The organism is Vibrio furnissii CIP 102972, assembly GCF_000176175.1.
Classification (GTDB): Bacteria; Pseudomonadota; Gammaproteobacteria; order Enterobacterales; family Vibrionaceae; genus Vibrio; species Vibrio furnissii.
Genome location: NZ_ACZP01000020.1, coordinates 53,306 through 78,866, shown reverse-complemented (window position 1 = coordinate 78,866; position 25,561 = coordinate 53,306). Strand labels below are relative to the sequence as shown.

Here is a 25,561-nt window from a genome sequence, read left to right as displayed (position 1 = left end):
TTTCGCTTTTTAACGCCAAAGCATGTTATAAAGGGAGCGTCATTCGCTCCCTTTTTTTATGCGGGATACACAGGAGTATCGATTTGTGAAATGGTTTCGAACCGCAACAGCCAGCGTCGCGCTGATGATTTTGGCAGGTTGCGCCTCTCAATCTTCGACCCAAGGTACGCAATGGGTGTACCCACCGATGGCGATTCCGCTACAGGCGAGTGTGCAGCAAGAAGTGCAAATTGCGCGTTTAACGCAACTGCTGCAACGTCCGGATTTGAGCGATGAAGTTCGCGCTAAGATGCTGTTTGAACGCGGCAATTACTACGACAGTGTGGGGTTAAGAGATTTAGCGCGCCTCGATTTTACGCAGTCTCTTTCACTCAATCCGGCACAACCGGATATCTTTAATCTGCTCGGCGTGTATTACACCGAAGCCGGTGAATTTGATGCGGCATACGAATCATTTGATTCAACCTTAGAGCTCGACCCCGAGAATTTTTACGCAGCGCGTAATCGTGCGATTGCACTTTATTACGGCGAGCGTCCCGAGTTGGCGTTGGATGAAATCAACAACCATTACCTGCAAGATCCCAGCGATCCGTTTCGCGCGCTCTGGCTGTATATCATTCAAAGCGAGTTACACCCAGCGCAGGCACGTCAGGATTTGATGACGCGTTATCAGCAACATGATGAACAGTGGGGCTGGGTTTTGGTGGCATTGATGCTCAACCAAGTGTCTGAAGAGCAAGCCTTTAAAGCGGTATTGGCAGCCACACGCGATAACAGCGCGTTGGCACAGCACCTGACAGAAGCTTACTTCTACCTCGGAAAACGCTATCAAATGCAAGGGGATTACGCGCATGCCATCTCTTTGTATAAGCTGGCGATCTCCTTTAACGTGTACGAATACGTGGAACACCGTTACTCATTCATTGAACTGGGGCGTATCTACCAGCATCTGCGTGACGTACAAATTGCCAAAGCAAAGGCTGAAACGCCCGCACTCGATTAACGGTATGAACTCAGTTGTCTTTTCATCAAAGCTGCCCAGCGGGCAGCTTTTTTATTGCCTATGGATTTAAATTTCGGCAAAATAGTTAGCCTTTCTAACTAAATGGTCGTCGGGATGAGTTTAGATATCCAACTAGAGAAACTGGAGCGATTCACCTCTAAAGTGTGGCGAAAGTACAGCAAAGAAGATCCCATCGCGCAGCTCAGTTTCAATGAATATGACTACTTAAAGGTCATTCAGGGCGCGCAGGAGGCGATTCGACTCACGGATTTGGCCGCGGAGCTCGAAGTGAGTAAACCGTCGGCATCAAATATGGCTAAACGCCTAGAAAGAAAAGGATTGGTGCAAAGAACACGATGCAGTGAGGATGCTCGGTCACATCGGTTGTCATTGACCGAACTGGCGGAAATCCATTTGGCATCGGAAGCCAAAGTGTATCAATTGCTGGCTGAACAGGTGTCGCAGCACCTCAGTGACGAAGAGTCATCATGCCTTGATATGTTGTTGAGTAAAGCATTACGTTAATGGCTAACATTAGTTAGCAAAGCTAATAATATAAATGAGTAGTTGAACATGAACACCTCTATCAATCGTCAGTTTCTTCGCTACGCGATTCCAACCGTAGCTGCCATGCTGGTGAATGGTCTTTATCAAGTCGTGGATGGTATTTTTATCGGTCACTATGTTGGTGCGACCGGATTGGCCGGCATCAACGTTGCGTGGCCGGTGATTGGGACCATTTTAGGCGTGGGGATGTTGGTGGGGGTCGGCACCGGTGCATTGGTGTCGATCAAACAAGGGGAAAAAGATCTGCACAGTGCTAAGCGTATTCTGGCGACAGGCTTGTTGACTCTTGTGATGTTGGCGCCAGTCGTGGCGACGTTGCTTTGGTTTTTTGCCGATGACTTTTTGCGTTGGCAAGGCGCACAAGGGCGCACATTTGAATTGGGCATGCAGTATCTGCAAGTGCTGATCGTTGGCTGCGTGTTTACCCTTGGCTCCATTGCGATGCCGTTTTTGCTGCGCAATGATGACAGCCCCAATTTGGCGACCATGTTGATGGTGGTGGGCGCGCTGTGTAACATCGTGCTTGATTACGTGCTGATCGCATGGTGGCAATGGGAATTAACCGGTGCAGCGATTGCGACGGCCATTTCGCAACTGATCGTCACCGGGCTTGGTTTGAGCTACTTTTTCTCCAAGCGCGCCAAACTGCGTTTAACACGCGCTTGTCTCACCATGGAGTGGCGCTATCTGCCGAAGATTTTTGCCATTGGTGTCTCCAGCTTTTTTATGTACGCCTACGGTTCAACCATGGTGGCGTTACACAACAGCTTGATCATTCAGTACGGCGACGCCGTCATGGTCGGTGCGTATGCCATTTTGGGCTATATCGTCACCGTGTACTATCTCACGGTGGAGGGCATTGCCAACGGCATGCAACCGCTGGCGAGCTTTAACCATGGTGCGCGTCAGTACGACAATATTCGCCGCTTGCTCAAATTGGCGATGAGCATCGCTGTGTTGGGCGGGGTCGTGTTTGTGGTCCTGATCAACCTGTTTCCTGAACAGGTGATTGGTATCTTTAACTCCGATGATCCTCGTTTGATGGAAGGCGCGGTGTTTGCGCTCAAACTGCACATGTTTGCGCTGTTTCTGGATGGTTTTTTGGTGGTGAGTGCGGCTTACTATCAAGCGACCAATCATGGGGGCAAAGCGATGTTTGTCACCGTGGGCAACATGTTGGTGCAGTTGCCGTTTTTGTACATGCTGCCGAAACTGTATGGCATTACTGGGGTGTGGATTGCGTTTCCGCTGTCGAACATTGCGCTAACTGCTGTGGTCGCTGTCATGCTGTGGCGTGATGTGTCGCGCTTGGGCAAACCGGGCGCCCCGGCGTACGCCTGACGGCGATCTGTGAGTGAAAAGGCTGAAGAGATCCTTCAGCCTTTTTTCTATCCCTAAACCACCGTCTATGACGGCGGTGATCGTTGTGTGGTGGGTTAGATGTTTTTGACTTCTAGGCCCGCCAGTTGATGCCAGTAGCCGTTGCATTGATGGTTCGCTAGAGGCTGAGGGTGCTGGCCATGCTCGTTCGCTTTGAAGCGGTCGAGATGGCTGAAGGTTTCAACGCCAAGTGGGCTCAGGCGCACCACGTCGACCAATCCCTGCATGGCTGGCAGATCATTGACCAAGTTGTAGCAGTAACCTGATTGCGTCTGAATGCCGTTCAGATTAAACACCGATTGACCTTCTTGGCTGTGAACTTGAATGCCGGTGGGGTATTTGATGCAACAGGTCTCGCATTCATCTTTGGCGCGATTTTCAGCCCGCGCGGTAAAGCAGCGCGCGGAGTAGGCGAGCGGCAGATAACCGTGGCTGAACACTTCGGTTTCAAACTGACCCCGAATACCCAGCTGTTCGCACTGTGCCAACACGTTCTGGAGCCAATCACGCGACAGTTCTACTGGCATGCACCAACGGGTCATCCCTTGTTTGAGAAACAGCTTCAGGGCGTAAGCGTTGTACGCATTGATGGCCGGACCAACCACAAACGGAATGCCTTTTTCGCTCGCCATTTGAATCGCTGCCATGTCATTGGCTTCGACCGCGAAGTCACCGTTATCAATGTATTTTTTCATCACATTGATTTCACTGGGGGCTTCGAGCAGCGCCATGGTGGATAACACGACTTGCTTGCCGGCAGCACTCAGGGCTTGCGCGATCTCCAGCCAGTGTTGCGATTTCATTTCGCGTCGTTTGGAACAGACGGTTTCACCGAGATAAATGATGTCGGCGTTGCTGGCGCACGCTTGCTGATAAAATTGTTCTACATCTTGCTTGGGCCAGAAGTAGAGCAGGGGACCGAGGGCGTATTTCATGGTGTTCTCCACGTCGTTTATTGCCATTGACGGTGATAAGCACCGAGTGTGGTCTGTGTGCCTTCCGAAACATTAGCCAGCGCTGCATTCCACGCCGCTTCCACTTGATAGCCTTCTGGATTGGCCAGGTAACGGTCGATGGCGGCGCGCCAAGTACGCGTCACTTGTTCAACATACGCCGGGCTGCGCTGACGGCCTTCAATTTTGACTGAGGCCACGTTCGCAGCAAACAGTTCTGGCAGCAACGACAAGGTATTAAGGCTCGTGGGTTCTTCCAGCGCATGGTAGCGCTTATGTTCACCGTCGATGTCGGCAATAAAGCGACCTTTACACAGCGTGGGGTAGCCCGCGTTCTCTCCGGCCGAATATTTATCGATCAGGATTTCATTCAAGCGCGATTCCAAACCGGACGCGGTTTCTTGCCAGCGTACGTATTTGGCTGGTGAGCACGCCCCCACGGTATTGGGCGATTCGCCTGTCATGTACGATGACAAGTAGCAGCGCCCTTCCGACATGATGCACAGGCTGCCAAAAGCAAACACTTCCAATTCGACATCGTGTGGAATATTACGCGAGAGCTGTTTGACCTGATGAATGGAGAGTACGCGCGGCAGAACGACGCGTTTCACGTTGAAGTTCTGCTTGTAGAACTCGACCGCTTTGACGTTGGTGGCCGAGGCTTGCACGGACAGGTGCAATTCCAAGTCTGGGTAGCGAGTGGCGGCGTAATCGAGAATGGCCACATCGGCCACGATCAACGCATCAATGCCCAAATCGGCGGCTTGATCCACCGCACTGCTCCATCGCTCAAATCCATTGGGATGCGCGAAGGTGTTGAGGGCGACGTGAATCTTTTTTCCTTGGTCATGGACGTACTGAACGGCTTTATCCAGCTTTTTGCCACTGAAATTCAGGCCCGCGAAGTGACGTGCATTCGTGTCATCTTTAAAGCCGATGTAAACCGCGTCAGCGCCACAGTCGATGGCTGTTTTGAGAGCAGGCAGGTTGCCTGCAGGACAGAGTAGTTCCATTGCTCGGGTACTGTTTTCTGAGGACAAGTTCCCGTATTTTATGAAGAATTATGAATATCGGATTTGATGTAAGGCAGGTTTCACTCAATAAAGGAAAAATTACTCACTTAGAGTGATTTACGATGACGGCGATGCTGAGAAAACAGCTCTTCGACTTCATGTTTCGGTTGCGGGCGATAGAAGTGGAAGCCTTGAATCGAATGGCAGTTGAGGTTGGAGAGCAACGTGGCTTGTTGCTGAGTTTCGACCCCTTCGGCCACCACCGTTAAGTTGAGCGATTTACCCAAATTAATGATGTTTTCAATCACCGTCACCTGTTTCGGGAGCGTGTCGATGTCGGTGATAAACGCGCGGTCAATTTTCAGCTCGTCGATCGGAAAGCGTGCCAAATAGGCCAGCGACGAGTAGCCGGTGCCGAAGTCGTCAATCGACAACGAAAACCCCAGTTTCTTAATCGCATTGAGCATTTGTAGCGTGTGTTCGCTGTCGCTCATCACCGCACTTTCTGTCAGCTCAAAGGTGATGCAGTTGGGATCCAGCGCCGTCGTGCGTAGTAACTTCTCAAGGTAATCAATCAGTTGTGGGTTACCAAACTGTTCGGGTGAAATGTTAATTGCCACACGGCCTGGCAAAATGCCTTGCTGTTTCCAGCGTTTGACGGTGGCAAACACATCGCGCATCACCACGCGGCCAAGGTGTTCGATCAAGCCGGCTTTTTCCGCCACGGGAATGAAGGCACCCGGGCTGATGTAGCCTTCAACCGGGTGCTTCCAGCGCACCAATGCTTCCGCGCCATTGATGCTGAAATCACGCGCATTCACTTTCGGTTGGTACCACACTTCCAAGCCATTTTGTTGCAGGGCTTTTTGTAGTTCGATCTCCAGCCACAGGCGCATACGTGCTTCTTTGTTCATTTGATCATTGAACTTGATTAAGCGGTTGCGGCCGCGATCTTTGGCTTCGTACATCGCCGTGTCCGCGTTTTGCAGCAGCACGCGCGCGTCGCTGCCATCACCCGGGTAGCACACGCTGCCGATTGAACAGGCCAGTCGTTTGCTGAAATGATGCAGATCGAACGGTTGGTTGATGAGCGAAATGATGCGCTCTGCCAGCATTTCGGCGGAGCGATTGTGCTCCGGCTCGGGCAAGATCAAACCAAATTCGTCGCCACCAAGATGACCCAATACCGCGTGAGGCGGCAACAGACGTTTGAGGCGCGATGACACTTCTTTGATCACTTTGTCGCCAATGTGATGCCCCAACGAGTCATTGATGTTTTTGAAGTTATCAATGTCGAGGTAGAGCATGACCAACGGCGTGTCGTTTTGAATCAGGTGTTCTAGGCGTTTGGTAAAGCCCAAACGGTTATACAAACCGGTTAAGGTGTCGATATGTACATCCGTTTGGGTCGTCGCCGAGAGCTGTTTGGTCGCTTGCGACGCATCCTGAATCAGGATCAGTTGTGAGTTGCTGCTGAGCACGCGAGTGGTGCCCGCATTGAGCTGGACTTTCCGCTCAAAGCCGCAGCGAGGGCCGGTCAGGCACACCAAGGGGGCTTCTGAGAGCAACAACCCGATGGGGGTGCTAAATGCCGCTTTGGTTTTTTCGTCAATAAACAGGCTAGAAAGATCTTCACCGAGTAAATCGGAGGTGTCATCCAAGCCAAGCAAACGTGCCGATGATGGGTTCGCGGAAATGATGCAATCGTCTTCCACCAACAGTAAGCCGTCGGGCAGCAGTGTGGTGAGGGTGGAAAACTTGTGTTCGGACTCTTCCAGTGAACGAATGAGAATCTGTTTTTCAGACGTGTCGATGGCGTGAAAAACGACGTATTCGACCTGTTTGTCATTGAGAATGGGCGAGAGCGAAAAGTGCAGACTGGTTTCGAGGTCGAGCTCGTGTAGTGTGACTTCGGCTTCAAGAGTTTCGCCGCGAAACGCACGGTCGTAGTAGGGCTTGAGATGCTGATAAAAGTGTTCGCCCAACACGCTTTTATCGTTCATGCCAACGAGTTCATCTGCTGACAAGCCAGCGATGTCGCAATAGCGCTCATTGACCAGAACATACTGATGTTGGTCATTAAGCAATGCAAAAAAGAACGGACTATGCGACGTAATTTTTGCAAACCAGTGCTGTATATTTTGCGAGGGCATGTGCGAAAGCATCAAGATACTACCAACCGTCCAGAATGCGTACTATTCATTGAAATTGTTACTCAGGCAACAACCATTAACTATAACTTTGATTCCTGCTACTGAAAAGCGACATCAGGGAACTGGTTTTTTGATGCATAACAGGAATTGGCGTAAATACATCCATTATGATGAGACACACTTAATTTAAAAGGTAACGGATAACGCGCGTGATTAACAAGATTCGTACTCAACTAGTTCAAAATGCCGCATCAATTTTGAGATCTCCAATCCACTTATTACCTAAATCTGTGCAAAAAAAAGCCTTGCTGGATGGGCTCAAACTCGCCTTCCACGAAGCCTTGGATGACGGCGACTTCGAATTCCTTGAAGACAAATGGCTCAAGGTCGAAATCCGAGACCTGAATTTACGTTGGTTTATCAGTTATGAGAACGAAAATCTCATCGTTGCAGACAATGTACGCCATGAAGATGTCAGTTTTAGCGGCGATTTAAATGACCTTGTTCTGATCGCGGGCCGCAAAGAAGATCCCGATACCTTATTTTTCCAACGTCGCCTGTCGATTGAAGGGGATACGGAGTTGGGACTGGAAGTCAAAAACTTGATGGACAGTGTGGATTTGGAACAATTACCGAAAGCATTGCAAATTTTACTTCACCAACTGGCCGATTTTGTGCATAAAGGCATGCAAACGCCAAACACACACAATGAGGTACTCAATGCTTATTCGAACTGAAGCTCCAGCGGACATTCTGGCGGTCGACCGTCTGCTTAAAACGGTGTTTGACACCGACGCTGAAGCAAATCTGGTCATGGCATTACGAGAAAACAGTCACCGCACGTTGTCGCTGGTGGCGTGTGATGATGAGGGGGAAGTGGTGGGGCATGCCATGTTCAGTCCGGTACTGCTCAATGGCGAAGACCTCAACTGGCAAGGCTTGGCGCCTTTGGCCGTCAAAGCGGAATTTCGTCATCAAGGGTTGGGCGGCGAGCTGGTGAATGAGGGCTTGGCGTCGCTGGGTGAGTTGGGCTATCCCGCTTGCGTCGTGCTTGGCAACCCGGATTATTACGCGCGCTTTGGTTTTACATCGGCCGAAAAACACGGATTTCATTGTCAATGGGACGTGCCGGCTGACGCATTTCAAATTGTCGCCCTGTGGGACGATGAATTGACCGGCCGCAGCGGTGAGATTCAATACTGTCCGGAATTTGCTGACCTCGCGTAACATGCTTGAGCGCGCTGATCATGCGATGGCCTCAACTTATGCGATGGCCACAACGTGAATGCCAAGGAGCCTGACGGCTCCTTTGTTTTTTTGTGCCTTTTCGCACACGGCGTCTTGAGTGAATTCAACGAAGTTTGATAGCATGGCGCGCAATGAATCGACGAGCGAAGCGACATGTCTGACCGCCAACAACACTACTTACACGCCATGGGTATCCAGAGCTGGGATCTGGTGCATCCTGAGCGTCTGCAAGGCTATCAGCCCACCTTAGCGCCATTGGACGACGAATGCCGTTTGGTGCTGGTGAGTGACACCTACCCAACGGCTGCGGAAGCGCTGCTGTTTGAACGAGTGTTGAAAAGTTTTCATGTGCCACTTGCAGCGGCGCGTCATGTCTTTCCCCATCAATTGGCGCAGTTGGACCTGAGCGGCTTAGCGTGGATTTGGTTGGCGGGTGTTGAGGTGGATGTGGACACGTCGGCCAACCGGCTGACCTCACCTGCGTTGGCCGACATTGATGGTCATACGCAACATCGCCGTGACTTATGGCAACAAATTTGCTCGTACGGAGCGCAATCTAAATGAGTGTTGAATTTGTACCGATGGCCGCCGAGCATACCGACGCGGTCTATCACATTGAACTGCATGCACACACGCACCCATGGTCAAAAACCATGGTGGGCGATCTCTCCAGCCGCGGTGCTTGTCACTGCGTGATGTTGGTCAGCGGCAAGGTGGTCGGGTATTTCTTTGCTCAAAACATTGTTGGTGAAGTGACGCTGCTCAACATCGCCATTGAACCAGCGCAGCAAGGCAAAGGCTATGGCCGTCAACTGGTGACACATTTTCTCGACATGTGCCATGAGCAAGGCGCAGAGAGCGCTTGGTTGGAAGTGCGAGAAAGCAACGCGCGAGCCTACGCCCTTTACACGGATCTGGGGTTTCACGAAATTGACCGCCGCGTGAATTACTACCCCACTGGGCATGGTCGCGAAGATGCGATCATCATGAGCTACATCTGCTAAATAGCTTATTGCAGGCCAATTTGACGCGTCTCGGCGGGCTCCAATAATTGATGATAGTGATGATGACTAAACCGCTGCGCCATCTCTTGGGCCGTCAGCGGTTTATCAAATAAGTAACCTTGAAACTGCTCACAGCCCAACTCCTTGAGCGCGTTGAGTTCAAACGTATCTTCCACGCCTTCAGCAATCACTTCCAGCCCCAAACGGCGCGCAATCATGATGATGGTATCGACGATCGCCTGGTCGCTGTCGTCTAGATGCAACTGGGTGACAAACGAACGGTCGATCTTGAGCACATCCACCGCCAGATGTTTCAGGTAACGCAGCGACGAGTAGCCCGTCCCAAAGTCATCAATCGAAATGTTGAGCTGAAACTCTTTCAAACGCGCCATTTTTTCAATCGCGCTTTCGACATTTTCTAGCAGCAGACTTTCGGTGATCTCCAGTTCAATGTGTTCGCCCGTGATCCCCGCTTGTTGCAAGGCGTCGCGAATGTGATCGACAAATGCGTCCTGCGCAAATTGCAGCGGGCTGATGTTGATCGCCAAACGTTGGAACTCCGGCGGTAGCACGCCCTCTTTCTTCCATTGAGCGTATTGATAGCAGGCTTGCTCGATGATCCAATTGCCGATCTGCAAAATTTGTCCGGTTTCTTCGGCGATCGACATGAATGCCCCCGGTGGCAACACACCTTTGTGCGGATGATTCCAGCGAATCAACGCTTCAACGCCGATGATCTGGTGGTCGAGATTGACCTGCGGTTGGTAGTAAAGCTCAAATTGATTATGACTCAGTGCCTCGTGCAAACCTTTTTCGATTTCCAAAAATGATTCGACCTGCGCCTGCATTTCAGGCTCGTAAAACACATATTTGTTGCGGCCGCTGACTTTGGCGCGATAGAGCGCGGTGTCGGCTTGGCGCAGCACATCGATGTTGGTGATACCAGCCGATGGAAACATCGAAATCCCAATGCTGACCGAGCAATACAGTTGGTGATCGTCAATCGAATACGGATTGGAGATCAACGCGAGTAACTGCTTGGCGACGTTCTCGACGCGCTCGCTGTCCAACGCGGGGATCAGCACCACAAACTCATCGCCCCCAATACGCGCGGCAATATAATCCTGTTTTGCCCAAGCTTGCAGGCGCGTGGCGATGGCTTTGATCAATTTGTCGCCGATGGTGTGGCCCAAGGAGTCATTGATGGTTTTGAAGCGATCCAGATCGAGATAGAACAGCACGCCGCTGTGTTGATCGTGTTGGGCAAGATCGATGGATTTACTCAGCATTTGCAGCAACAGGCTGCGGTTTGCAAGCCCGGTTAACGTGTCGTAGTAGGCGAGCTGATTGAGTTTGGCTTCGGCCAGTTCGCGCTCATGCCACAAGGTGTGAAATGACGACGCCAGTTCACTCAGCTCGCTTTCTTGATGAATCAACGGCGGCGACAGGTTGTGCGGCCGGTCGGGCAGCGACCGTACCCAGTTGATCAGCGTGGTGATCGGCAACGACAGCTTGCGATAGAAAAAGATCAGCAAAATGGTGGTGAGCAGCACGTTGCGCAGCAGGTCGAACATCAGCACGCGGGTTGTTTTCGCCAAAAAGGCTTCGGCAATGGAGGTACCGTTGATGGAAAAACTTAAGGTCCCGATCACCACATTGGAGTTGGGTTGGTGCAAATCGGCCTGAAAGGTTGGGACATCGGGCGTTAAGTAGCGCGACAGCAGTTGAATAAACGCACCTTGCGCTGCCACATTACGTTCCATACGCGCCAAATCATCCCCAAAGTCATCGACAATCGAGACGCGGTAAATCGCCGGATCGGCCATCAAGCTGGTGGCGACCTGTTCTGCCAGCAGATGATTCAAATGATACGCCGCTTGGCTGGCGTTGTTGTAGCTTTGAATCAGCTTGAAATGATAGTGCTCTTCAATGCGTCCTTGTTCCTGATGTAGGTCGACCAGCGTATGATAGAGGCTGAAACAAAAGCCCAATAGCACAGAGACCAGAAAGACGGTCTTGGCTTGGCGAAACGCTAATGAGTGAATCTGTTTGAGTTTGGTCATAGAGGTTGAGCATTCCCTGTTCTTCCTTATCAGTTATAGTCCATAATTCGAGAGAAATTAAAGGCCAAGTCAAAACTCAGCTTTTCTGTGTTGCGTGTCTTAAAGTTGCTCCCGAGGCCAAGATCAGAGAGAATACCGCGCAAATTTGAACCGAAAGGCTAAGGTCTGGCTGCATGCCGCCTTTTAGCATCAAGAGAAGATCCGTTTCATGTCTACTACTCCTTTTTTAGGCGAAGTTTCTAAGCGTCGAACTTTCGCCATTATCTCGCACCCGGATGCGGGTAAAACCACCATCACTGAAAAAGTGTTGTTGTTCGGACGCGCAATTCAAACGGCCGGTTCGGTCAAAGGCCGTGGTTCTGCTCAGCACGCGAAATCAGACTGGATGGAGATGGAAAAAGAACGGGGTATCTCGGTCACCACCTCTGTGATGCAGTTCCCTTACCGCGATGCGCTGGTGAACCTACTGGATACCCCGGGACACGAAGACTTCTCTGAAGATACGTACCGTACGTTGACGGCAGTGGACTCGTGCCTGATGGTGATTGATGCGGCAAAAGGTGTCGAAGATCGAACCCGTAAGCTGATGGAAGTTACCCGCCTGCGTGATACGCCAATCGTAACGTTCATGAACAAATTGGACCGTGACATTCGCGACCCAATGGAATTGCTGGATGAAGTGGAAAACGAACTCAGCATCGCGTGCGCGCCCGTGACATGGCCAATCGGCTGTGGGAAAGAGTTCAAAGGCGTGTACCACATTCATCGTGATGAAACGGTGCTGTACGCAACCGGCCAAGGCCACACCATTCAGGAAGAGCGCATTGTTAAAGGCTTGGATAACCCAGAGCTGGATACGCACATCGGTGAGGATCTGGCGAGCCAACTGCGTGAAGAGCTGGAGCTGGTGCTCGGCGCATCACACGAGTTTGACCGCGAGCTGTTCCTGAAAGGTGAACTGACGCCAGTCTTCTTTGGTACGGCACTGGGGAACTTCGGTGTTGACCACATGCTAGACGGCCTGACCGAGTGGGCGCCTGCGCCACTGCCGCGTGCGGCGAACGAGCGTCAAGTCGAAGCGACCGAAGAAAAATTCAGTGGTTTCGTGTTTAAGATTCAGGCCAACATGGATCCGAAACACCGCGACCGTATCGCGTTCATGCGTATCGTATCCGGCACCTACAAGCAGGGCATGAAGATGAACCATGTTCGCTTGGGTAAACAGGTGAGCATTTCTGATGCGGTGACCTTCATGGCTGGCGACCGCTCACGCGCTGAAGAAGCGTTTGCGGGTGACATCATTGGTCTGCACAACCACGGTACGATTCAAATTGGTGATACGTTCACGCAAGGTGAATCACTGAAATTCTCCGGCATTCCTAACTTTGCGCCAGAGCTATTCCGTCGTATTCGCCTCAAAGATCCATTGAAGCAGAAACAGCTGCTCAAAGGTCTGGTTCAGTTGTCAGAAGAAGGTGCGGTGCAGGTGTTCCGTCCACTACAAAACAACGATCTGATCGTGGGCGCAGTCGGTGTGCTGCAGTTTGATGTGGTGGTGGCGCGTCTCAAATCAGAATACAACGTGGAAGCGATCTACGAAGGCGTGAACGTAGCGACGGCGCGCTGGGTAGAATGCAGCGATGTGAAGAAATTCGAAGAGTTCAAACGTAAGAACCAGAGCAACCTAGCGCTGGATGGTGGGGATAACCTGGCGTACATCGCGCCAACCATGGTGAACCTCAACCTCGCGCAAGAACGTTCGCCGGAAGTGACCTTCCGCGCCACACGCGAACACTAAGCGAGTGGATGCCTGACAGCGCGGCAATGCTGGCGCAGTCTTCATGGCGATGACGCAATAAAAAAGCCGATGCAATGCATCGGCTTTTTCTATCTTTGCGGGCAGAATTATTTTTTCTTCTTGCCGCTGCTTTTCTTACCGGCGGTTTTTTTCACGGCCGTTTTTTTCTTGCTGTCGTCTTTTTTCTTTTTCTTAAACACGGGTTTTTTGTGTTTAGGACGCATGCCATCGACATAGCGCTCTTTGATGTCTTCTTTCAGGTAGCGAGCCACGCGATCCATCATCGGTTGGTCGTGGGCTTCTACCAGCGAAATCGCGATGCCTTTTTTACCGGCGCGCGCCGTGCGACCGATGCGGTGCAGGTACACATCTGCGCTGCGAGGCAGGTCAAAGTTGATCACGTGGCTGACATCCGGTACGTCGATACCGCGCGCGGCAACGTCGGTCGCCAGCAGAATGTTCACGCTGCCGTCACGGAAGCGGCTAATTGCGTTATTACGGCGATCTTGCGGCATTTCACCTTGAATCCACGAACAAGCAATTTGTGCGCTTTCGAGCACTGCACGAACTTCCGCCAGGCGCTCACGTGTTTTGAAGAACACGATCGCACGCTCGGATTGCTGCGTCAGAATTGCTTTCAGCAGCTCCAGTTTGTGGTTCATGTCGTCGGCACGGTGATACCACTGAGAAATCTTTTTGCGTTCGCGACGTGGCGGCTCAGCGTTGACTTCGGCTGGCTCTTTGAGCAGGTCAGCGGTAAAGCCTTCTACGCCACGACCTTCCAACGTTGCTGAGAACAGCATGGTTTGTTTACGCCAGCGACATTCCGCCGATAGGCGATCGACCACCGGGCCAAAGCCCATGTCTAGCATGCGGTCCGCTTCATCCAAGATCAGCCATTCAATTGCGCGGCAGTCAAAGCGTTCTGCTTCGATGTACTCCAGCAAGCGACCTGGCGTTGCCACCACGATGTCTTGCGTGGTCGCCAGAATGTCGGCGTGTTCTTGATACTGCACGCCGCCGGTGATGGTGAAAATATTCAGCTTGGTGTATTTCGCCAGTTCACGTGCTTGTTCGGTAATCTGCATCGCCAATTCACGGGTTGGCGTCAGAATCAGAATACGAGCTGGGCCAGCTTTCTTCCGTGGAAAGTCTTGCAGGAACTGCAGTGCTGGAATAACGAACGCGGCAGTTTTACCGGTGCCGGTCGGAGCGGATGCCAATACATCTCTGCCGTCCAGGGCGTGGGGAATCGCTTCGGCTTGAACTTGAGTTGGGCGTTCGAAGCCCATTTCCTCGATCGCTTCAAGAAGATTTGGGTCCAGTTCTAGGTCAGCAAAGGTTTTGATCACTATTATTTACTCCGCGAGCGCTGGGCTGATCAGTCTAAATTAAAGGGCGCACATTATAGATGGATCATCGGCCAGATCACATCTTTAATTTCTACATCTTGAGATAAAAAGCACGCGTTAAGGCGATAAAGTCTGCACTGTAGGTGGCGCCTTCTTGAATTATGAGTGTACTCAATTGGCTGGAGCACGGCTCTCTTTGTAGCTCAAACAATAGGCGGTGTACAGGTTTACGCGCCGAAGGTTGCACGTTGCAACGTCGCGCCAGAAACCAACCTTGCTGCTCGGCTTGAGCAATGAATTGTTCCCCCTCAACGGCAGGCAAGATCAGACTGGCGGTGCCGAGAGGCGTCAGCAAGCGCGCCATTGCTTGCAGTAAGTCTCCATGATTTAAGCGGTCGGTGTGTCGCGCGGTGGCGCGCTGCGCATGCTGCGACTGTTGGCCGTCATTGAAATAGGGCGGGTTACAGATGATCGCATCGACGGGCGTGTTGAGCTGGGTTTGAAGAATGTTTTGCTGCGCCACCTGGATGCGATTGGCCCATGGGGAGTGCGCCACGTTGTGGCTGGCGGCATGAAACGCGTGTTCATCGATATCGACTGCTGTGATGCTCGCTTGCGGAAATCGCTGCGCGCACATTAAGGCCAGCAAACCGGTGCCCGTGCCGATATCGAGAATGTGCTGCGGCGAGGTGGCAAATGCCCACGCGCCCAACAAAACGCCATCGGTGCTGACGGGCATGCCGCTTTGGCCCCCTTCAATGGTAAATTGCTTAAATTTGAAGCCTTTAGTCTTTAACGTGCTACTTTTCATGAAAATATCGATTTCTGTTTAACTTGAAGTAATTCTGTCTGTTGTTATTTTATTGTTTGGATTTTTGTTCTGGTTGTTGTCAATTTGTGGGTTGGGTTGATCGAAATATCGTTCTATCTATTTTTTAACAAATAGTGATTTTCACTGCTTTTTTCTTATAGTTGCAAATTAATGTGGTGTTTTTTGCTTTGCTATTGCGAAATATCGATGGTTTCGTCATTATTCGCCCCCTAATTTAAGGTTGGGGACGTCGGATCTCCACCGGATGCACACACAACATTCATGACATTTTAATAAGGGTTATCTGTGAAGCAGACGTTAAAACTAACAGATATTGCCGCTTTAGGCTTTATGCTTTTCGCGTTCTTCTTGGGCGCTGGGAACATCATTTTTCCACCATTGGCCGGCCAGATGGCGGGCGAAAACTTGATGCCGGCCATGGGCGGCTTCCTGCTCACGGCTGTGGGTCTTCCTTTGGTGGCTATCATTGCTGTGGCGATTGCGGGCGGTAGCTGGCAACACCTCACCAAAGACTTACCCGTCAAAGTGGCCACGCTGATCGCGGTGCTGATTTTTATCATTATCGGTCCAGCTTTTGCGGCGCCGCGTACTGGCCTCGTGGCGTATGAAATGGCGGTGAGCCCGCTGTTTGCTGAAACTTCGCAAATGCACCTGACTGCGTTCTCAGTGCTGTTCTTTGTGGTGGCGATGTTCTTCTCTTGGTCACAAGGCCGTTTGATTGACCTGATTGGTAAACTGCTAACCCCTGCGCTGTTTATCGGCTTGATCATTTTGGCTGTTGGCGTATTCATGGACCCGCAAGGCGCGTGGATGCCTGCATCTGGCCCGTATGCCACCCAGCCATTCACCAAAGGTTTCTTGGAAGGTTACAACACCATGGATACTTTGGCGGCACTGATGTTTGGCATGCTGATTGTCGATGCGATGCGCAGCAAAGGCATCACTGAATCCCGTGCAACCACCAAATACCTGATTAGCTCAGCCTTCATTGCGGCCGCTGGTTTGGCATCGGTGTACATCTCGCTGTTCTACTTGGGCGCAACCAGCTCGGTGATTGCCGGCGGTGCGGACAACGGCGGCTTTATTCTGAGCCAATATGTCCAAGCGCTGTTTGGTCCTTATGGCCAAGTGGTTCTGTCGACCATCGTTTTGTTGGCGTGTCTGACCACGGCGATTGGCCTGATTTCTGCGTGTTCAGAGTACTTCAGCTCGGTGACCAAGATTCCTTACCACACGTGGGTCATCATCAACGGTGTAGCGTGCGCGGTCATTGCGAACGTGGGTCTGGCACAACTGATTTCGCTGTCGATTCCAGTGCTGGTGGCGCTGTACCCTGTGGCGATTGTGCTGGTTCTGCTGGCATTTGTGCGTCACAAATTACCGAATCCACAAGCTGCGTTTCGCGTGGTGACGTTGGTTGCATTCCTGTTTGCGTTGATCGACGCCGCCAAAGTGGTTGGTGCCGACATGTCATTCTTTGACGTGCTGCCTCTGTTTGATGTGGGCATGGGGTGGGTACTACCGACCTTTGCTGCACTGATTTGCATGTTCTTCGTGGCGACCTCTGTACAGGATGAGCTGCAGCACGAAACGGTGTAATCGCTCGATTCAAAGTGAAGGCGGATGAGGTATCATCCGCCTTTTTTATTTGGGCAGAATTTCTGCCTGAAGCGCGAAAAACCCTGCGCAGTGAGGCGAATTTTTCCTGTATCTTCATCACATTTTTCAGTAGAATTCTGCGGTTAAATTCTATTCATAAAGTCAAAATCAAACATGTTTGAAATCAATCCAATTAAAAACCGTATTCAGGATGTGTCAGAGCGCACGAACGTCCTGAGGGGGTATCTTTGACTATGACGCCAAAAAAGAGCGTCTAGAAGAAGTCAACGCAGAACTTGAACAACCGGATGTGTGGAACGAACCTGAGCGCGCGCAAGCGCTGGGTAAAGAACGTTCTTCTCTAGAAGCGGTTGTGGAAACCATTGACCAACTCGACCAAGGTGTGGATGACGTTGAAGGTCTCTTGGAGCTGGCGGTGGAAGCCGAAGACCAAGAAACATTTGACGAAATTGGCCCTGAACTGGAAGAACTGGAAAGCAAGCTGGCGAAGCTGGAATTCCGCCGTATGTTCTCCGGTGACCACGATTCGTCAGATTGCTACCTTGACCTGCAAGCCGGTTCTGGTGGTACAGAAGCGCAAGACTGGACATCCATGATGTTGCGTATGTACCTGCGCTGGGCCGATGCGAAAGGCTTCAAAACGGAAGTGATTGAAGTATCGGAAGGCGATGTAGCGGGCCTGAAATCGGCGACCGTTCGCATCGTGGGCGACTACGCTTACGGTTGGTTGCGTACCGAAACCGGTGTTCACCGTTTAGTTCGTAAGTCACCTTTTGACTCCGGTGGTCGTCGCCATACGTCATTTGCGTCTGCGTTTGTTTACCCAGAGATTGATGACAACATTGCCATCGACATTAACCCAGCGGATCTGCGCATCGACGTTTACCGCGCTTCGGGTGCCGGTGGTCAGCACGTGAACACCACGGAATCTGCGGTACGTATTACCCACCTTCCAACCAACACCGTTGTGCAGTGTCAAAACGACCGCTCTCAGCACAAAAACAAAGATCAAGCGATGAAACAGCTGCGTGCGAAACTGTTTGAACTTGAGCTGCAAAAGCAGAATGCTGAGAAACAAGCGAATGAAGACGCGAAATCGGACATCGGCTGGGGTAGCCAAATCCGTTCATACGTGTTAGATGATTCACGAATCAAAGATTTACGTACCGGCGTTGAAAACCGCAATACACAAGCGGTTCTTGACGGTGACTTAGACAAATTTATCGAAGCTAGCCTGAAATCAGGTCTTTAAGCTTTTTACCGACAAAACAGGGTACATGCAAAATGACTGATGCTGTTCAAAACGAAACGAATCAAGAGCAAATCGCGCAAGAAGAAAACAAACTGATTGCAGAGCGTCGCAGCAAGTTAGAGCACATTCGTAAGGGTTGTAAGGCGAACGGTCACCCAAATGACTTCCGTCGTGACAGCCTCGCGGGTGATCTGCAAGCTGAGTTCGGTGAAAAGACCAAAGAAGAACTGGAAGCGCTGAACCACATCGTGGCGATCGCGGGTCGTGTGATGGCGAAACGTGGTCCATTCCTGGTGATTCAGGAAACCTCGGGTCGCATTCAGGCTTACGCTGCAAAAGATGTTCAAAAAGAACTGAAAGAGAAATACCAAGGTCTGGACATCGGTGACATCATCGGTGTGAAAGGCGCACTTCACAAATCAGGCAAAGGCGACCTGTATGTGAACATGGAAGAGTACGAACTGCTGACCAAAGCACTGCGTCCTCTGCCAGAAAAATTCCACGGCCTGACTGACCAAGAAATGCGTTACCGTCAACGTTACGTTGACCTGATCGTCAACGAAGACTCACGCAAAGCATTCATCATCCGTTCTAAGCTGGTCGCGGCTATTCGTAACTTCATGAGCTCAAAAGGCTACTTGGAAGTTGAAACGCCAATGATGCACGTGATCCCGGGTGGTGCATCTGCACGTCCATTCATCACACACCACAACGCACTGGACATCGACATGTACCTGCGTATCGCACCAGAGCTGTACTTGAAACGTCTGGTTGTGGGCGGGTTTGACCGTGTGTTTGAAATCAACCGTAACTTCCGTAACGAAGGTCTGTCACCTCGTCACAACCCAGAATTCACCATGATGGAATTCTACCAAGCGTACGCGGACTACAAAGATCTGATGGATCTGACTGAAGAGATGCTGAGCACGGTTGCGATGAACGTTCTGGGTTCAACGTCAATGCCTTACGGCGATGAAATGGTTGAGTTTGGCGGTCAATACGCGCGCATGAGCATGCTCGACGCGATCAAACACTACAACCCAGACCACGCAGAGATCCAAGCGCTGGATTACGACAAAGTTCAAGACCGTGAGCACATGGTGGCGATCGCGAAATCAGTGCATGTGGAAGTGGAACCGTTCTGGACATGTGGTCAGTTGCTGGAAGAGATCTTCGGTGAAACCGCAGAGCCTAAACTGATTCAGCCAACGTTCATCACTGGCTACCCAGCGGATATCTCGCCTCTGGCCCGTCGTAACGATGATTTCCCATTCATCACTGACCGTTTCGAGTTCTTCATCGGCGGCCGTGAAGTGGCGAACGGCTTCTCTGAGCTGAACGATGCGGAAGACCAAGACGCACGCTTTAAAGCGCAGGTTGAAGCGAAAGATGCAGGTGATGACGAAGCGATGTTCTACGATGCAGACTACATCACTGCACTGGAACACGGCCTACCACCAACGGCTGGTCAAGGCATCGGTATCGACCGTCTGGCGATGCTGTTTACCAACTCGCACACCATCCGTGACGTGATCCTGTTCCCAGCAATGCGTCCTCAGGCTTAATTGCTAAATTTGTTATTAAAAGCCGCCATTTATGGCGGCTTTTTTTATTTATTCAGTAATAGGTTCCAAAAATGAGGGGGTATCCCTGCTATTTATTTGCTTTTTGCTGTGGCTTAATTCTAAACCTTGGTAGAAAGTTTTCTATTTACTTTCTAGTCTTACACTTGAGACAGATTCTAATCACAAGTCTCGTTAATGTAACGTCAGTGGTGAAAGTGCCAATAAGTAGCACTGCATAAAAAATTTTTATAACAAAAAGGATTCAGTTGATGGGCACTCAATTCCGTATGGACTCCGTGCCGGGCTCGTTAATCGTGGTAGGCGGTACGTACGAGCCGTGGCTGTCGGTATTAGAACAAGTGGGGTGGCGCTGTACTCAGTGCGCGGATTTGCGCAAAGCGGATCTGTTGTTTAGTGAAACAGGGCCATGCATTGGGATCGTGGATCTAAGCCACGATGAATTCAGCCTCAATGGCATCGCCAATTTGGTGAGTAGTCACAAACAGGTGCGCTGGTTAGCGTTTATTCGCGAGTCTCAGTTGAGCTCCGACACCATTTGCCAGTTCATTGTGAACTTCTGTATCGATTTCTTTACCGCACCCATTCCCGATACACAACTGCTGAGCACCATTGGTCACCAGCTCGGCATGCTGAAACTTGAGAAAAAAGTGTGGCCGCATTACGGCTCCAACAGTGATTTGGGATTGATTGGCGACTCCATCCCCATGAAGCGCCTGCGCGACCAAATCAAACGCATCGGTCCAACCGATGTCAGTATTCTCATCTACGGTGAGAGCGGCTCAGGCAAAGAGTCTGTCGCCAAAGCCATTCACAAAACCTCGTCTCGTTCTCAAAAACCGTTTGTTTCCGTCAACTGCCGTGCGATGTCAGAAAAACGCATCGAATGCGAGCTGTTTGGCATCGGCTGTGATGAAGAGTCCGTGTCACCATTGTTGCTGCAAGCCGATGGTGGCACCTTGCTGCTCAATGACATTCTGACCTTACCCAAAAGCCAGCAGTTGAACTTGCTGCGTTTCTTGCAAGAAGGCACCGTCGATACGCCACAAGGCAGCAAAACCGTTGATGTGCGCGTTTTGGCGGCCAATTCGTCCGACATTGAAAAAGCGCTGATTGACGGCGATTTCAATGAAGAGCTCTATCACTACATCAATGTTTTGCGCATCAACGTGCCGAGCCTGAAAGAGCGCGCGGCAGACGTGGCCGTGTTGGCGAAGCACTTTTTGCGCGAATACTCCAAAGAGTACAACGCGCAGGCGCGCAGCTTTACCGAAGATGCGATGCGTGCTTTGACTCGTTATCACTGGCCCGGCAACGTGCGTGAGTTGATGAACCAGATCAAGCGGGTGGTGCTGATGTCCGACACCATCATGTTGGAAGAGTCGCATCTTGATTTACCGAAACGGGGCGATGGCAAACGCAGCCTGAAAAGCATTCGTGAACGCTCTGAGCGGGATGCGTTGCTGCTGGTGCTGGAGTCGCATTCTGGTCAGGTGTCGAATGCTGCCAAAGAGTTGGGTGTGTCGCGTGCGACCATGTACCGGTTGTTGAACAAGCACAACCTCATTTCTGACAACTCGTACTGATCGCTGTGATGCTGTCAGCTCAAGCCACCTGCGGGTGGCTTTTTTGATCGGGGTATCAGCGGAGGAATGACTATGCCCGAATATGTTGCATATTGGCTTATTCCGCTGGTGAATACGTTATATCTTTCTGTTATTGAGTGAAAGTCTGGAGATATTGGTTGTTTTTTCGCTGATTGTTAATTAAAGGTTGAAGATAACGCTCAGTTGCATAGAATTTAACCGTGAGTCTAGCTCACTGAAAACACACTTCTTTTCGGATTAATGATTTTTGCTTGGAGGCGCAATATGAAACATTTTGTATCGATTCATACCCTTTGCGCTTCTATTCACGGTTCATGTGCCGCGACCGCAGCTCCCATGTCTGCTGATCGTCGTGCCATCGATACCAAAGGCAAAGATTTCTAATTAATCCGTAACCTCTGACAGGCTGCGGAAATTGGCAGCTAACAGGGGTCATCCCATGCTTTCCAGCACCATAGCGCCATTTTCCCAGTCTCAATCTTCAACTGGAGAAAAATTATGCGTCATTCTGTTTATCTACAACTGGCTACACTCTTGGTTCGTGCTGATCTACGTCGTGAAGAACGTGAATGGAAACGAAAAGTTCGCCGCAGTGCGTTTGATATTCCCTGGCACAACGAACATTTACTGAAAGATATCGGCTTGCAAGTGGACGGTCGCCCAATGGGAAGCAGCGTACCGGATGCCATCAAAGCGGAACGCCGTGTGCGTCATATCCGTCGTGTCTTAAGTGCGCGAATACCGACGTAATCAAAAGGGGCTGGCTGCTGCGCCAGCCCCGCTCTGAATTCTAAGGACAAGGATTGGAGTAGCGTGTGCCAATCTCTTGAATCTTAAGCAGCAATTCTTCACTTAACTCAAGCTCTAGACTATCAATATTGGATTTTAACTGTTGCAAGTTGGTGGCCCCGATGATGTTGGCGGCCACGAACGGGCGCTGATTAACAAATGCGAGTGCCATCTGGGCCGGATCGAGACCAAACTCTCTGGCAAGATTGACGTACGCTTCAGTCGCCTTTAAGCCTTGCGGCGTAAAGTAGCGTTGAAACCGTTCAAACAAGCTGCAACGCGCACCCGTTGGGCGGGCGCCATTGAGGTATTTGCCGCTAAGGACGCCAAACGCCATCGGGGAGTACGCCAACAGTTTCACCCCTTCATGATGACTGATTTCCGACAAGCCGACTTCAAAGCTGCGATTAAGCAGGTTGTATGGGTTTTGAATTGAGACCATGCGTGGCAAGTCATGCTTTTCGGCCAAACGCAGGTAGGTCATTAAGCCCCACGGGGTTTCGTTGGAGACGCCGATGTAACGCACTTTCCCCATGCGCACTAAATCGCTGAGCGCTTCGAGCGTCTCAATCAGCGTGACTTCTTCTTGTTTGTCTGGGTAGGGGTAGTTGAGCTGACCAAAGGTATTGGTTTGACGCTGTGGCCAGTGCAACTGATACAAGTCAATGTAATCGGTTTTCAGCCGGCTGAGGCTGTCGTCGATCGCTTGGTGAATGTGGCGATGGTCGAGCGCCATATTGTCCCGAATGTAGGGCACATTGCGCGGACCGGCGACTTTGGTCGCCAACACCACTTTTTCTCGCTTGCCGGATTTTTCTAACCAGTTGCCGATGAATGCTTCGGTTTTCCCTTGCGTTTCTGCTTTGGGAGGCACTGGGTACATTTCTGCGGTGTCGATAAAATTGATGCCGCGTTCGAGCGCGTAATCAAGCTGGCTGAACGCGTCTGCTTGTGTATTTTGTTCGCCAAACGTCATGGTGCCAAGGCACAGTTTGCTGATTTCAAGGCTCGAGTGAGGCAGTTTGGTGTATTGCATGGCACTTCCTTGTCTGCATTCGGAACACGCCGCTTATAGCTTATTGAAACTAAAGCGGCTTTTGATATGAATTTCACTATAAGCGAAGAATTGGTGCAAAAGGAAATGAAATTTGTACGTCGGCAGCAGCGGCTGGAGGAACTTGAGCTCTGTGGCGGCTCGTCTACACTGAGGGAAATGGAGGTGAATGATGCACAAACAACAACTGACGAAGTGGCTGCACAGCCCGCATAAACCCGGCTTTGAGCCGCCGAAAGTGTATGTGATTGGGTGCGCTGATGCGACTCATTATACGTTGGGGGTCGAGGTGAAACATCGTGTGGAACCGCTGCTTGATCGCGGCGAGCCGTTGCATTTTTCATCCCTGCATGCCGCCAAAGATCAACTCTCCCAACTGGGGCTGACCCACGCCTATTTACGCATGAGCTGCGCGTATGAAGAGTGTGGGATCGCCGGCGGCCAGAAATACAGCGATATTCCGCTGCCTATCAGCAAGCATTAAGAGTCAAGCGTAGTAAGTTGCCAAAATTTGTGCGGTAAACTGAGTTCGTAAATAAAAGCCGCGCGGCAGCGTTTGGATTGGGCGGCCATTGGCGCCATAGGCTTCAGTTTTTACGCGGCCGTTGGCGGCTTTCGGGCGCAGTTGCAACACTTCGCCGTGGCGTGCGCTGATTTCCGAAATCTTGCCCAGCACAATGAATTCCATCAACTCTTCCCAATCGGCTTTGAGCTGTGCTTCCTCTTCGGGAGACGGACTCCAGATCAGCGGCGAGCCAACCCGGCGCTGCGCCAGTGGGATTTCTCGTTCACCTTCGACCGGAATCCACAATACGCGAGACAATTTATTGCGCACGTGGCTCTGCTCCCACGTGAGGCCATGCACGCCGGTGAGTGGCGCGACACAGACAAACGTGGTTTCCAAGGGCTTGCCGTTGTAACCGATGGGAATGCTTTTGAGTTCAATGCCCAACGATTCGAAATCTTGTTGCGGTTTACTGCCTGCGGTGGCGCCTAAATGCCATTCCAGCAATTGGCCAACCCAGCCTTTATCCTTGCGCAGATCCGGTGGCACCGCCATCTGTGCCTCTTGAGCGAGCTCGGTAAACGAGACGCCGGCAATGTGCTGCGCCCGTGCTAGCAGTTCCTGTTCGGTTTGTGGTTCTGGTTTCATAAAAAGCGCTGTGGGCAAAAAGGCGATTGTAGCAAATTTTCGGCGTACGCGGATCGTGGAGAAATAATGATCAACGTGTGCAAAAGATCATCTTTTTGCTAGTTATCCACAGGTGGCTCAGGGCTACAAATGAGATTAATGTGACATGTATGCATAAACAGGGGTTTCCGGTTGAATCGCGACCGGGATGACGGCGAAAAAAAGCGCATTTTGACGCGGTGGTGTGGATAACAGCAGAATTGGTGGATCTTTGAGCGTTTTTTGAGTTTGAATGATCTTTTCTTATTTTACGTCTAGCTTGATTGAATTACATGTTTTTTAACTCATGAATTATAAGGGAAAATTATTGGTTTTGTGTTTGGTTTTTGAAGTGGGACATTGTGGGTTTGATGGCTTTTTTACACAGTCCACTGTCTTCTGCACATGGTTATTCACAGAAAACGTGAATAAATGTGGGCTACCTCTCACTCTGCTGTTGATAAGTTTTAATTTGAACAAAACTTATTCAATTTGCAGGTCGCAAGCAATAAATTTCGTGTGAATCACATTAGTAAGTTTGCTCCCGTTGGGGATATGTGGAAAAATCAAAGCAATTAAGATTTTACTAGAGGTTTGCCAGTGATAGATGGCGATGGTTACCGACTCAATGTGGGTATTGTGATTTGTAACAACCATGGTCAGGTATTCTGGGCGAAACGATACGGGCAACACTCATGGCAATTCCCGCAAGGTGGAATAGATGAGGGTGAAACTCCTGAGCAAGCGATGTTTCGGGAGCTTTACGAAGAGGTTGGCTTAACGAAAAAGGACGTCAAAATCATTGCGACCAGTCGACATTGGCTTCGATACAAGCTGCCAAAACGTTTGGTTCGATGGGATTCGCAGCCTGTCTGTATTGGACAAAAACAGAAATGGTTCCTACTGCGTTTGGAATGTGATGAATCAAGAATCAACATGCAGCGTGGTAGCACCCCTGAATTTGATGGTTGGCGCTGGGTGAGTTATTGGTATCCGGTGAGACAAGTGGTCTCTTTTAAGCGTGATGTGTATCGTCGGGCGATGAAAGAATTTGCGTCATTGGCGATGCCGTTTAAAGAACGTAAAGTGAAAGGTAAGCGCAAAAATCGAAGAGGATAG

Annotated in this window: 23 protein-coding genes; 15 read left to right on the top strand and 8 right to left on the bottom strand. The window is 50.8% G+C overall.

What is annotated here, in order from left to right:
• The first annotated feature begins 85 nt into the window (after nt 1–85).
• The 3 genes from nlpI to VFA_RS20845 all read left to right on the top strand — a co-directional run bounded on the left by nlpI (nt 86) and on the right by VFA_RS20845 (nt 2,911).
• Nucleotides 86–1,003, top strand: a complete 918-nt coding sequence (gene nlpI, locus VFA_RS20855) for a lipoprotein NlpI (RefSeq protein WP_004728944.1) — start codon at nt 86–88, stop codon at nt 1,001–1,003.
• Between the two features lie 114 nt (nt 1,004–1,117).
• The gene (locus VFA_RS20850; protein WP_004728942.1) at nt 1,118–1,528 is read left to right on the top strand and encodes a MarR family winged helix-turn-helix transcriptional regulator; all 411 of its coding nucleotides are present in this window, start codon (nt 1,118–1,120) and stop codon (nt 1,526–1,528) included.
• 48 nt (nt 1,529–1,576) lie between these two features.
• Nucleotides 1,577–2,911 carry an MATE family efflux transporter gene (locus tag VFA_RS20845; RefSeq protein ID WP_004728941.1) on the top strand — a complete coding sequence of 445 codons (1,335 nt, stop codon included), beginning with the start codon at nt 1,577–1,579 and terminating at the stop codon, nt 2,909–2,911.
• 95 nt (nt 2,912–3,006) lie between these two features.
• Here the strand turns inward: VFA_RS20845 and VFA_RS20840 are convergent, their stop codons facing one another.
• The 3 genes from VFA_RS20840 to VFA_RS20830 all read right to left on the bottom strand — a co-directional run bounded on the left by VFA_RS20840 (nt 3,007) and on the right by VFA_RS20830 (nt 7,069).
• Nucleotides 3,007–3,885 carry a U32 family peptidase gene (locus VFA_RS20840; RefSeq protein ID WP_004728938.1) on the bottom strand — a complete coding sequence of 293 codons (879 nt, stop codon included), beginning with the start codon at nt 3,883–3,885 and terminating at the stop codon, nt 3,007–3,009.
• 17 nt (nt 3,886–3,902) lie between these two features.
• Entirely contained in the window at nt 3,903–4,916 is a 1,014-nt protein-coding gene (gene ubiU / locus VFA_RS20835) for a ubiquinone anaerobic biosynthesis protein UbiU (protein ID WP_004728936.1), read from the bottom strand.
• Nucleotides 4,917–5,023: 107 nt separating this feature from the next.
• Nucleotides 5,024–7,069 carry a sensor domain-containing protein gene (locus tag VFA_RS20830; RefSeq protein WP_038152705.1) on the bottom strand — a complete coding sequence of 682 codons (2,046 nt, stop codon included), beginning with the start codon at nt 7,067–7,069 and terminating at the stop codon, nt 5,024–5,026.
• A 209-nt stretch (nt 7,070–7,278) separates the two neighbouring features.
• Here VFA_RS20830 and ubiT point away from each other — a divergent pair, with 209 nt between their 5' ends.
• The 4 genes from ubiT to rimI all read left to right on the top strand — a co-directional run bounded on the left by ubiT (nt 7,279) and on the right by rimI (nt 9,321).
• Nucleotides 7,279–7,806, top strand: a complete 528-nt coding sequence (gene ubiT / locus VFA_RS20825) for a ubiquinone anaerobic biosynthesis accessory factor UbiT (protein WP_038152678.1) — start codon at nt 7,279–7,281, stop codon at nt 7,804–7,806.
• Complete coding sequence (locus tag VFA_RS20820; RefSeq protein ID WP_004728932.1) at nt 7,790–8,296, top strand: GNAT family N-acetyltransferase; 507 nt, start codon at nt 7,790–7,792, stop codon at nt 8,294–8,296. Before ubiT ends, VFA_RS20820 begins: the two co-directional genes overlap by 17 nt.
• Before the next feature lie 174 nt (nt 8,297–8,470).
• The gene (locus VFA_RS20815) at nt 8,471–8,881 is read left to right on the top strand and encodes a DNA polymerase III subunit psi (RefSeq protein ID WP_004728929.1); all 411 of its coding nucleotides are present in this window, start codon (nt 8,471–8,473) and stop codon (nt 8,879–8,881) included.
• Nucleotides 8,878–9,321 (top strand): ribosomal protein S18-alanine N-acetyltransferase, encoded by a 444-nt coding sequence (gene rimI, locus VFA_RS20810; protein ID WP_004728927.1) that lies wholly within the window; start codon nt 8,878–8,880, stop codon nt 9,319–9,321. Before VFA_RS20815 ends, rimI begins: the two co-directional genes overlap by 4 nt.
• 5 nt (nt 9,322–9,326) lie before the next feature.
• Here rimI and VFA_RS20805 read toward each other — a convergent pair whose 3' ends face one another.
• A complete protein-coding gene (locus VFA_RS20805) occupies nt 9,327–11,384 on the bottom strand; it encodes a putative bifunctional diguanylate cyclase/phosphodiesterase (protein WP_004728925.1) in 2,058 nt (685 codons plus the stop codon).
• Nucleotides 11,385–11,592: 208 nt separating this feature from the next.
• Between VFA_RS20805 and prfC the strand changes: the two genes are divergently transcribed.
• Nucleotides 11,593–13,182 carry a peptide chain release factor 3 gene (gene prfC / locus VFA_RS20800; RefSeq protein WP_004728923.1) on the top strand — a complete coding sequence of 530 codons (1,590 nt, stop codon included), beginning with the start codon at nt 11,593–11,595 and terminating at the stop codon, nt 13,180–13,182.
• A 107-nt stretch (nt 13,183–13,289) separates the two neighbouring features.
• Here the strand turns inward: prfC and srmB are convergent, their stop codons facing one another.
• Nucleotides 13,290–14,534, bottom strand: coding sequence for an ATP-dependent RNA helicase SrmB (gene srmB / locus VFA_RS20795; RefSeq protein ID WP_004728921.1), 1,245 nt, complete (start codon nt 14,532–14,534; stop codon nt 13,290–13,292).
• A 91-nt stretch (nt 14,535–14,625) separates the two neighbouring features.
• On the bottom strand, nt 14,626–15,345 hold the full coding sequence (locus VFA_RS20790; RefSeq protein ID WP_004728920.1) for a tRNA1(Val) (adenine(37)-N6)-methyltransferase: 720 nt from the start codon (nt 15,343–15,345) through the stop codon (nt 14,626–14,628).
• Between the two features lie 306 nt (nt 15,346–15,651).
• On the opposite strand from VFA_RS20790, the gene brnQ reads away from it, so the two are divergent.
• The 5 genes from brnQ to VFA_RS20765 all read left to right on the top strand — a co-directional run bounded on the left by brnQ (nt 15,652) and on the right by VFA_RS20765 (nt 22,178).
• Complete coding sequence (brnQ, locus tag VFA_RS20785; RefSeq protein WP_004728918.1) at nt 15,652–16,965, top strand: branched-chain amino acid transport system II carrier protein; 1,314 nt, start codon at nt 15,652–15,654, stop codon at nt 16,963–16,965.
• A 174-nt stretch (nt 16,966–17,139) separates the two neighbouring features.
• A protein-coding gene (gene prfB / locus VFA_RS20780; protein WP_115333250.1) for a peptide chain release factor 2 occupies nt 17,140–18,238 on the top strand; the annotation gives its coding sequence in 2 pieces (ribosomal slippage) (nt 17,140–17,214 and nt 17,216–18,238; 1,098 coding nt in all).
• Nucleotides 18,239–18,270: 32 nt separating this feature from the next.
• The gene (gene lysS, locus VFA_RS20775) at nt 18,271–19,803 is read left to right on the top strand and encodes a lysine--tRNA ligase (protein WP_004728914.1); all 1,533 of its coding nucleotides are present in this window, start codon (nt 18,271–18,273) and stop codon (nt 19,801–19,803) included.
• A gap of 269 nt (nt 19,804–20,072) precedes the next feature.
• On the top strand, nt 20,073–21,407 hold the full coding sequence (gene vpsR, locus VFA_RS20770) for a cyclic-di-GMP-binding transcriptional regulator VpsR (protein ID WP_004728911.1): 1,335 nt from the start codon (nt 20,073–20,075) through the stop codon (nt 21,405–21,407).
• A 519-nt stretch (nt 21,408–21,926) separates the two neighbouring features.
• Nucleotides 21,927–22,178, top strand: a complete 252-nt coding sequence (locus VFA_RS20765; protein ID WP_004728907.1) for a hypothetical protein — start codon at nt 21,927–21,929, stop codon at nt 22,176–22,178.
• 40 nt (nt 22,179–22,218) lie between these two features.
• Here VFA_RS20765 and VFA_RS20760 read toward each other — a convergent pair whose 3' ends face one another.
• A complete protein-coding gene (locus VFA_RS20760) occupies nt 22,219–23,253 on the bottom strand; it encodes an NADP(H)-dependent aldo-keto reductase (protein WP_004728906.1) in 1,035 nt (344 codons plus the stop codon).
• Between the two features lie 187 nt (nt 23,254–23,440).
• Here VFA_RS20760 and VFA_RS20755 point away from each other — a divergent pair, with 187 nt between their 5' ends.
• Entirely contained in the window at nt 23,441–23,755 is a 315-nt protein-coding gene (locus VFA_RS20755; RefSeq protein WP_004728904.1) for a DUF6482 family protein, read from the top strand.
• 3 nt (nt 23,756–23,758) lie between these two features.
• Here the strand turns inward: VFA_RS20755 and mutH are convergent, their stop codons facing one another.
• A complete protein-coding gene (gene mutH / locus VFA_RS20750) occupies nt 23,759–24,424 on the bottom strand; it encodes a DNA mismatch repair endonuclease MutH (protein WP_004728902.1) in 666 nt (221 codons plus the stop codon).
• Between the two features lie 618 nt (nt 24,425–25,042).
• Between mutH and rppH the strand changes: the two genes are divergently transcribed.
• Nucleotides 25,043–25,561 (top strand): RNA pyrophosphohydrolase, encoded by a 519-nt coding sequence (gene rppH / locus VFA_RS20745; protein WP_004728900.1) that lies wholly within the window; start codon nt 25,043–25,045, stop codon nt 25,559–25,561.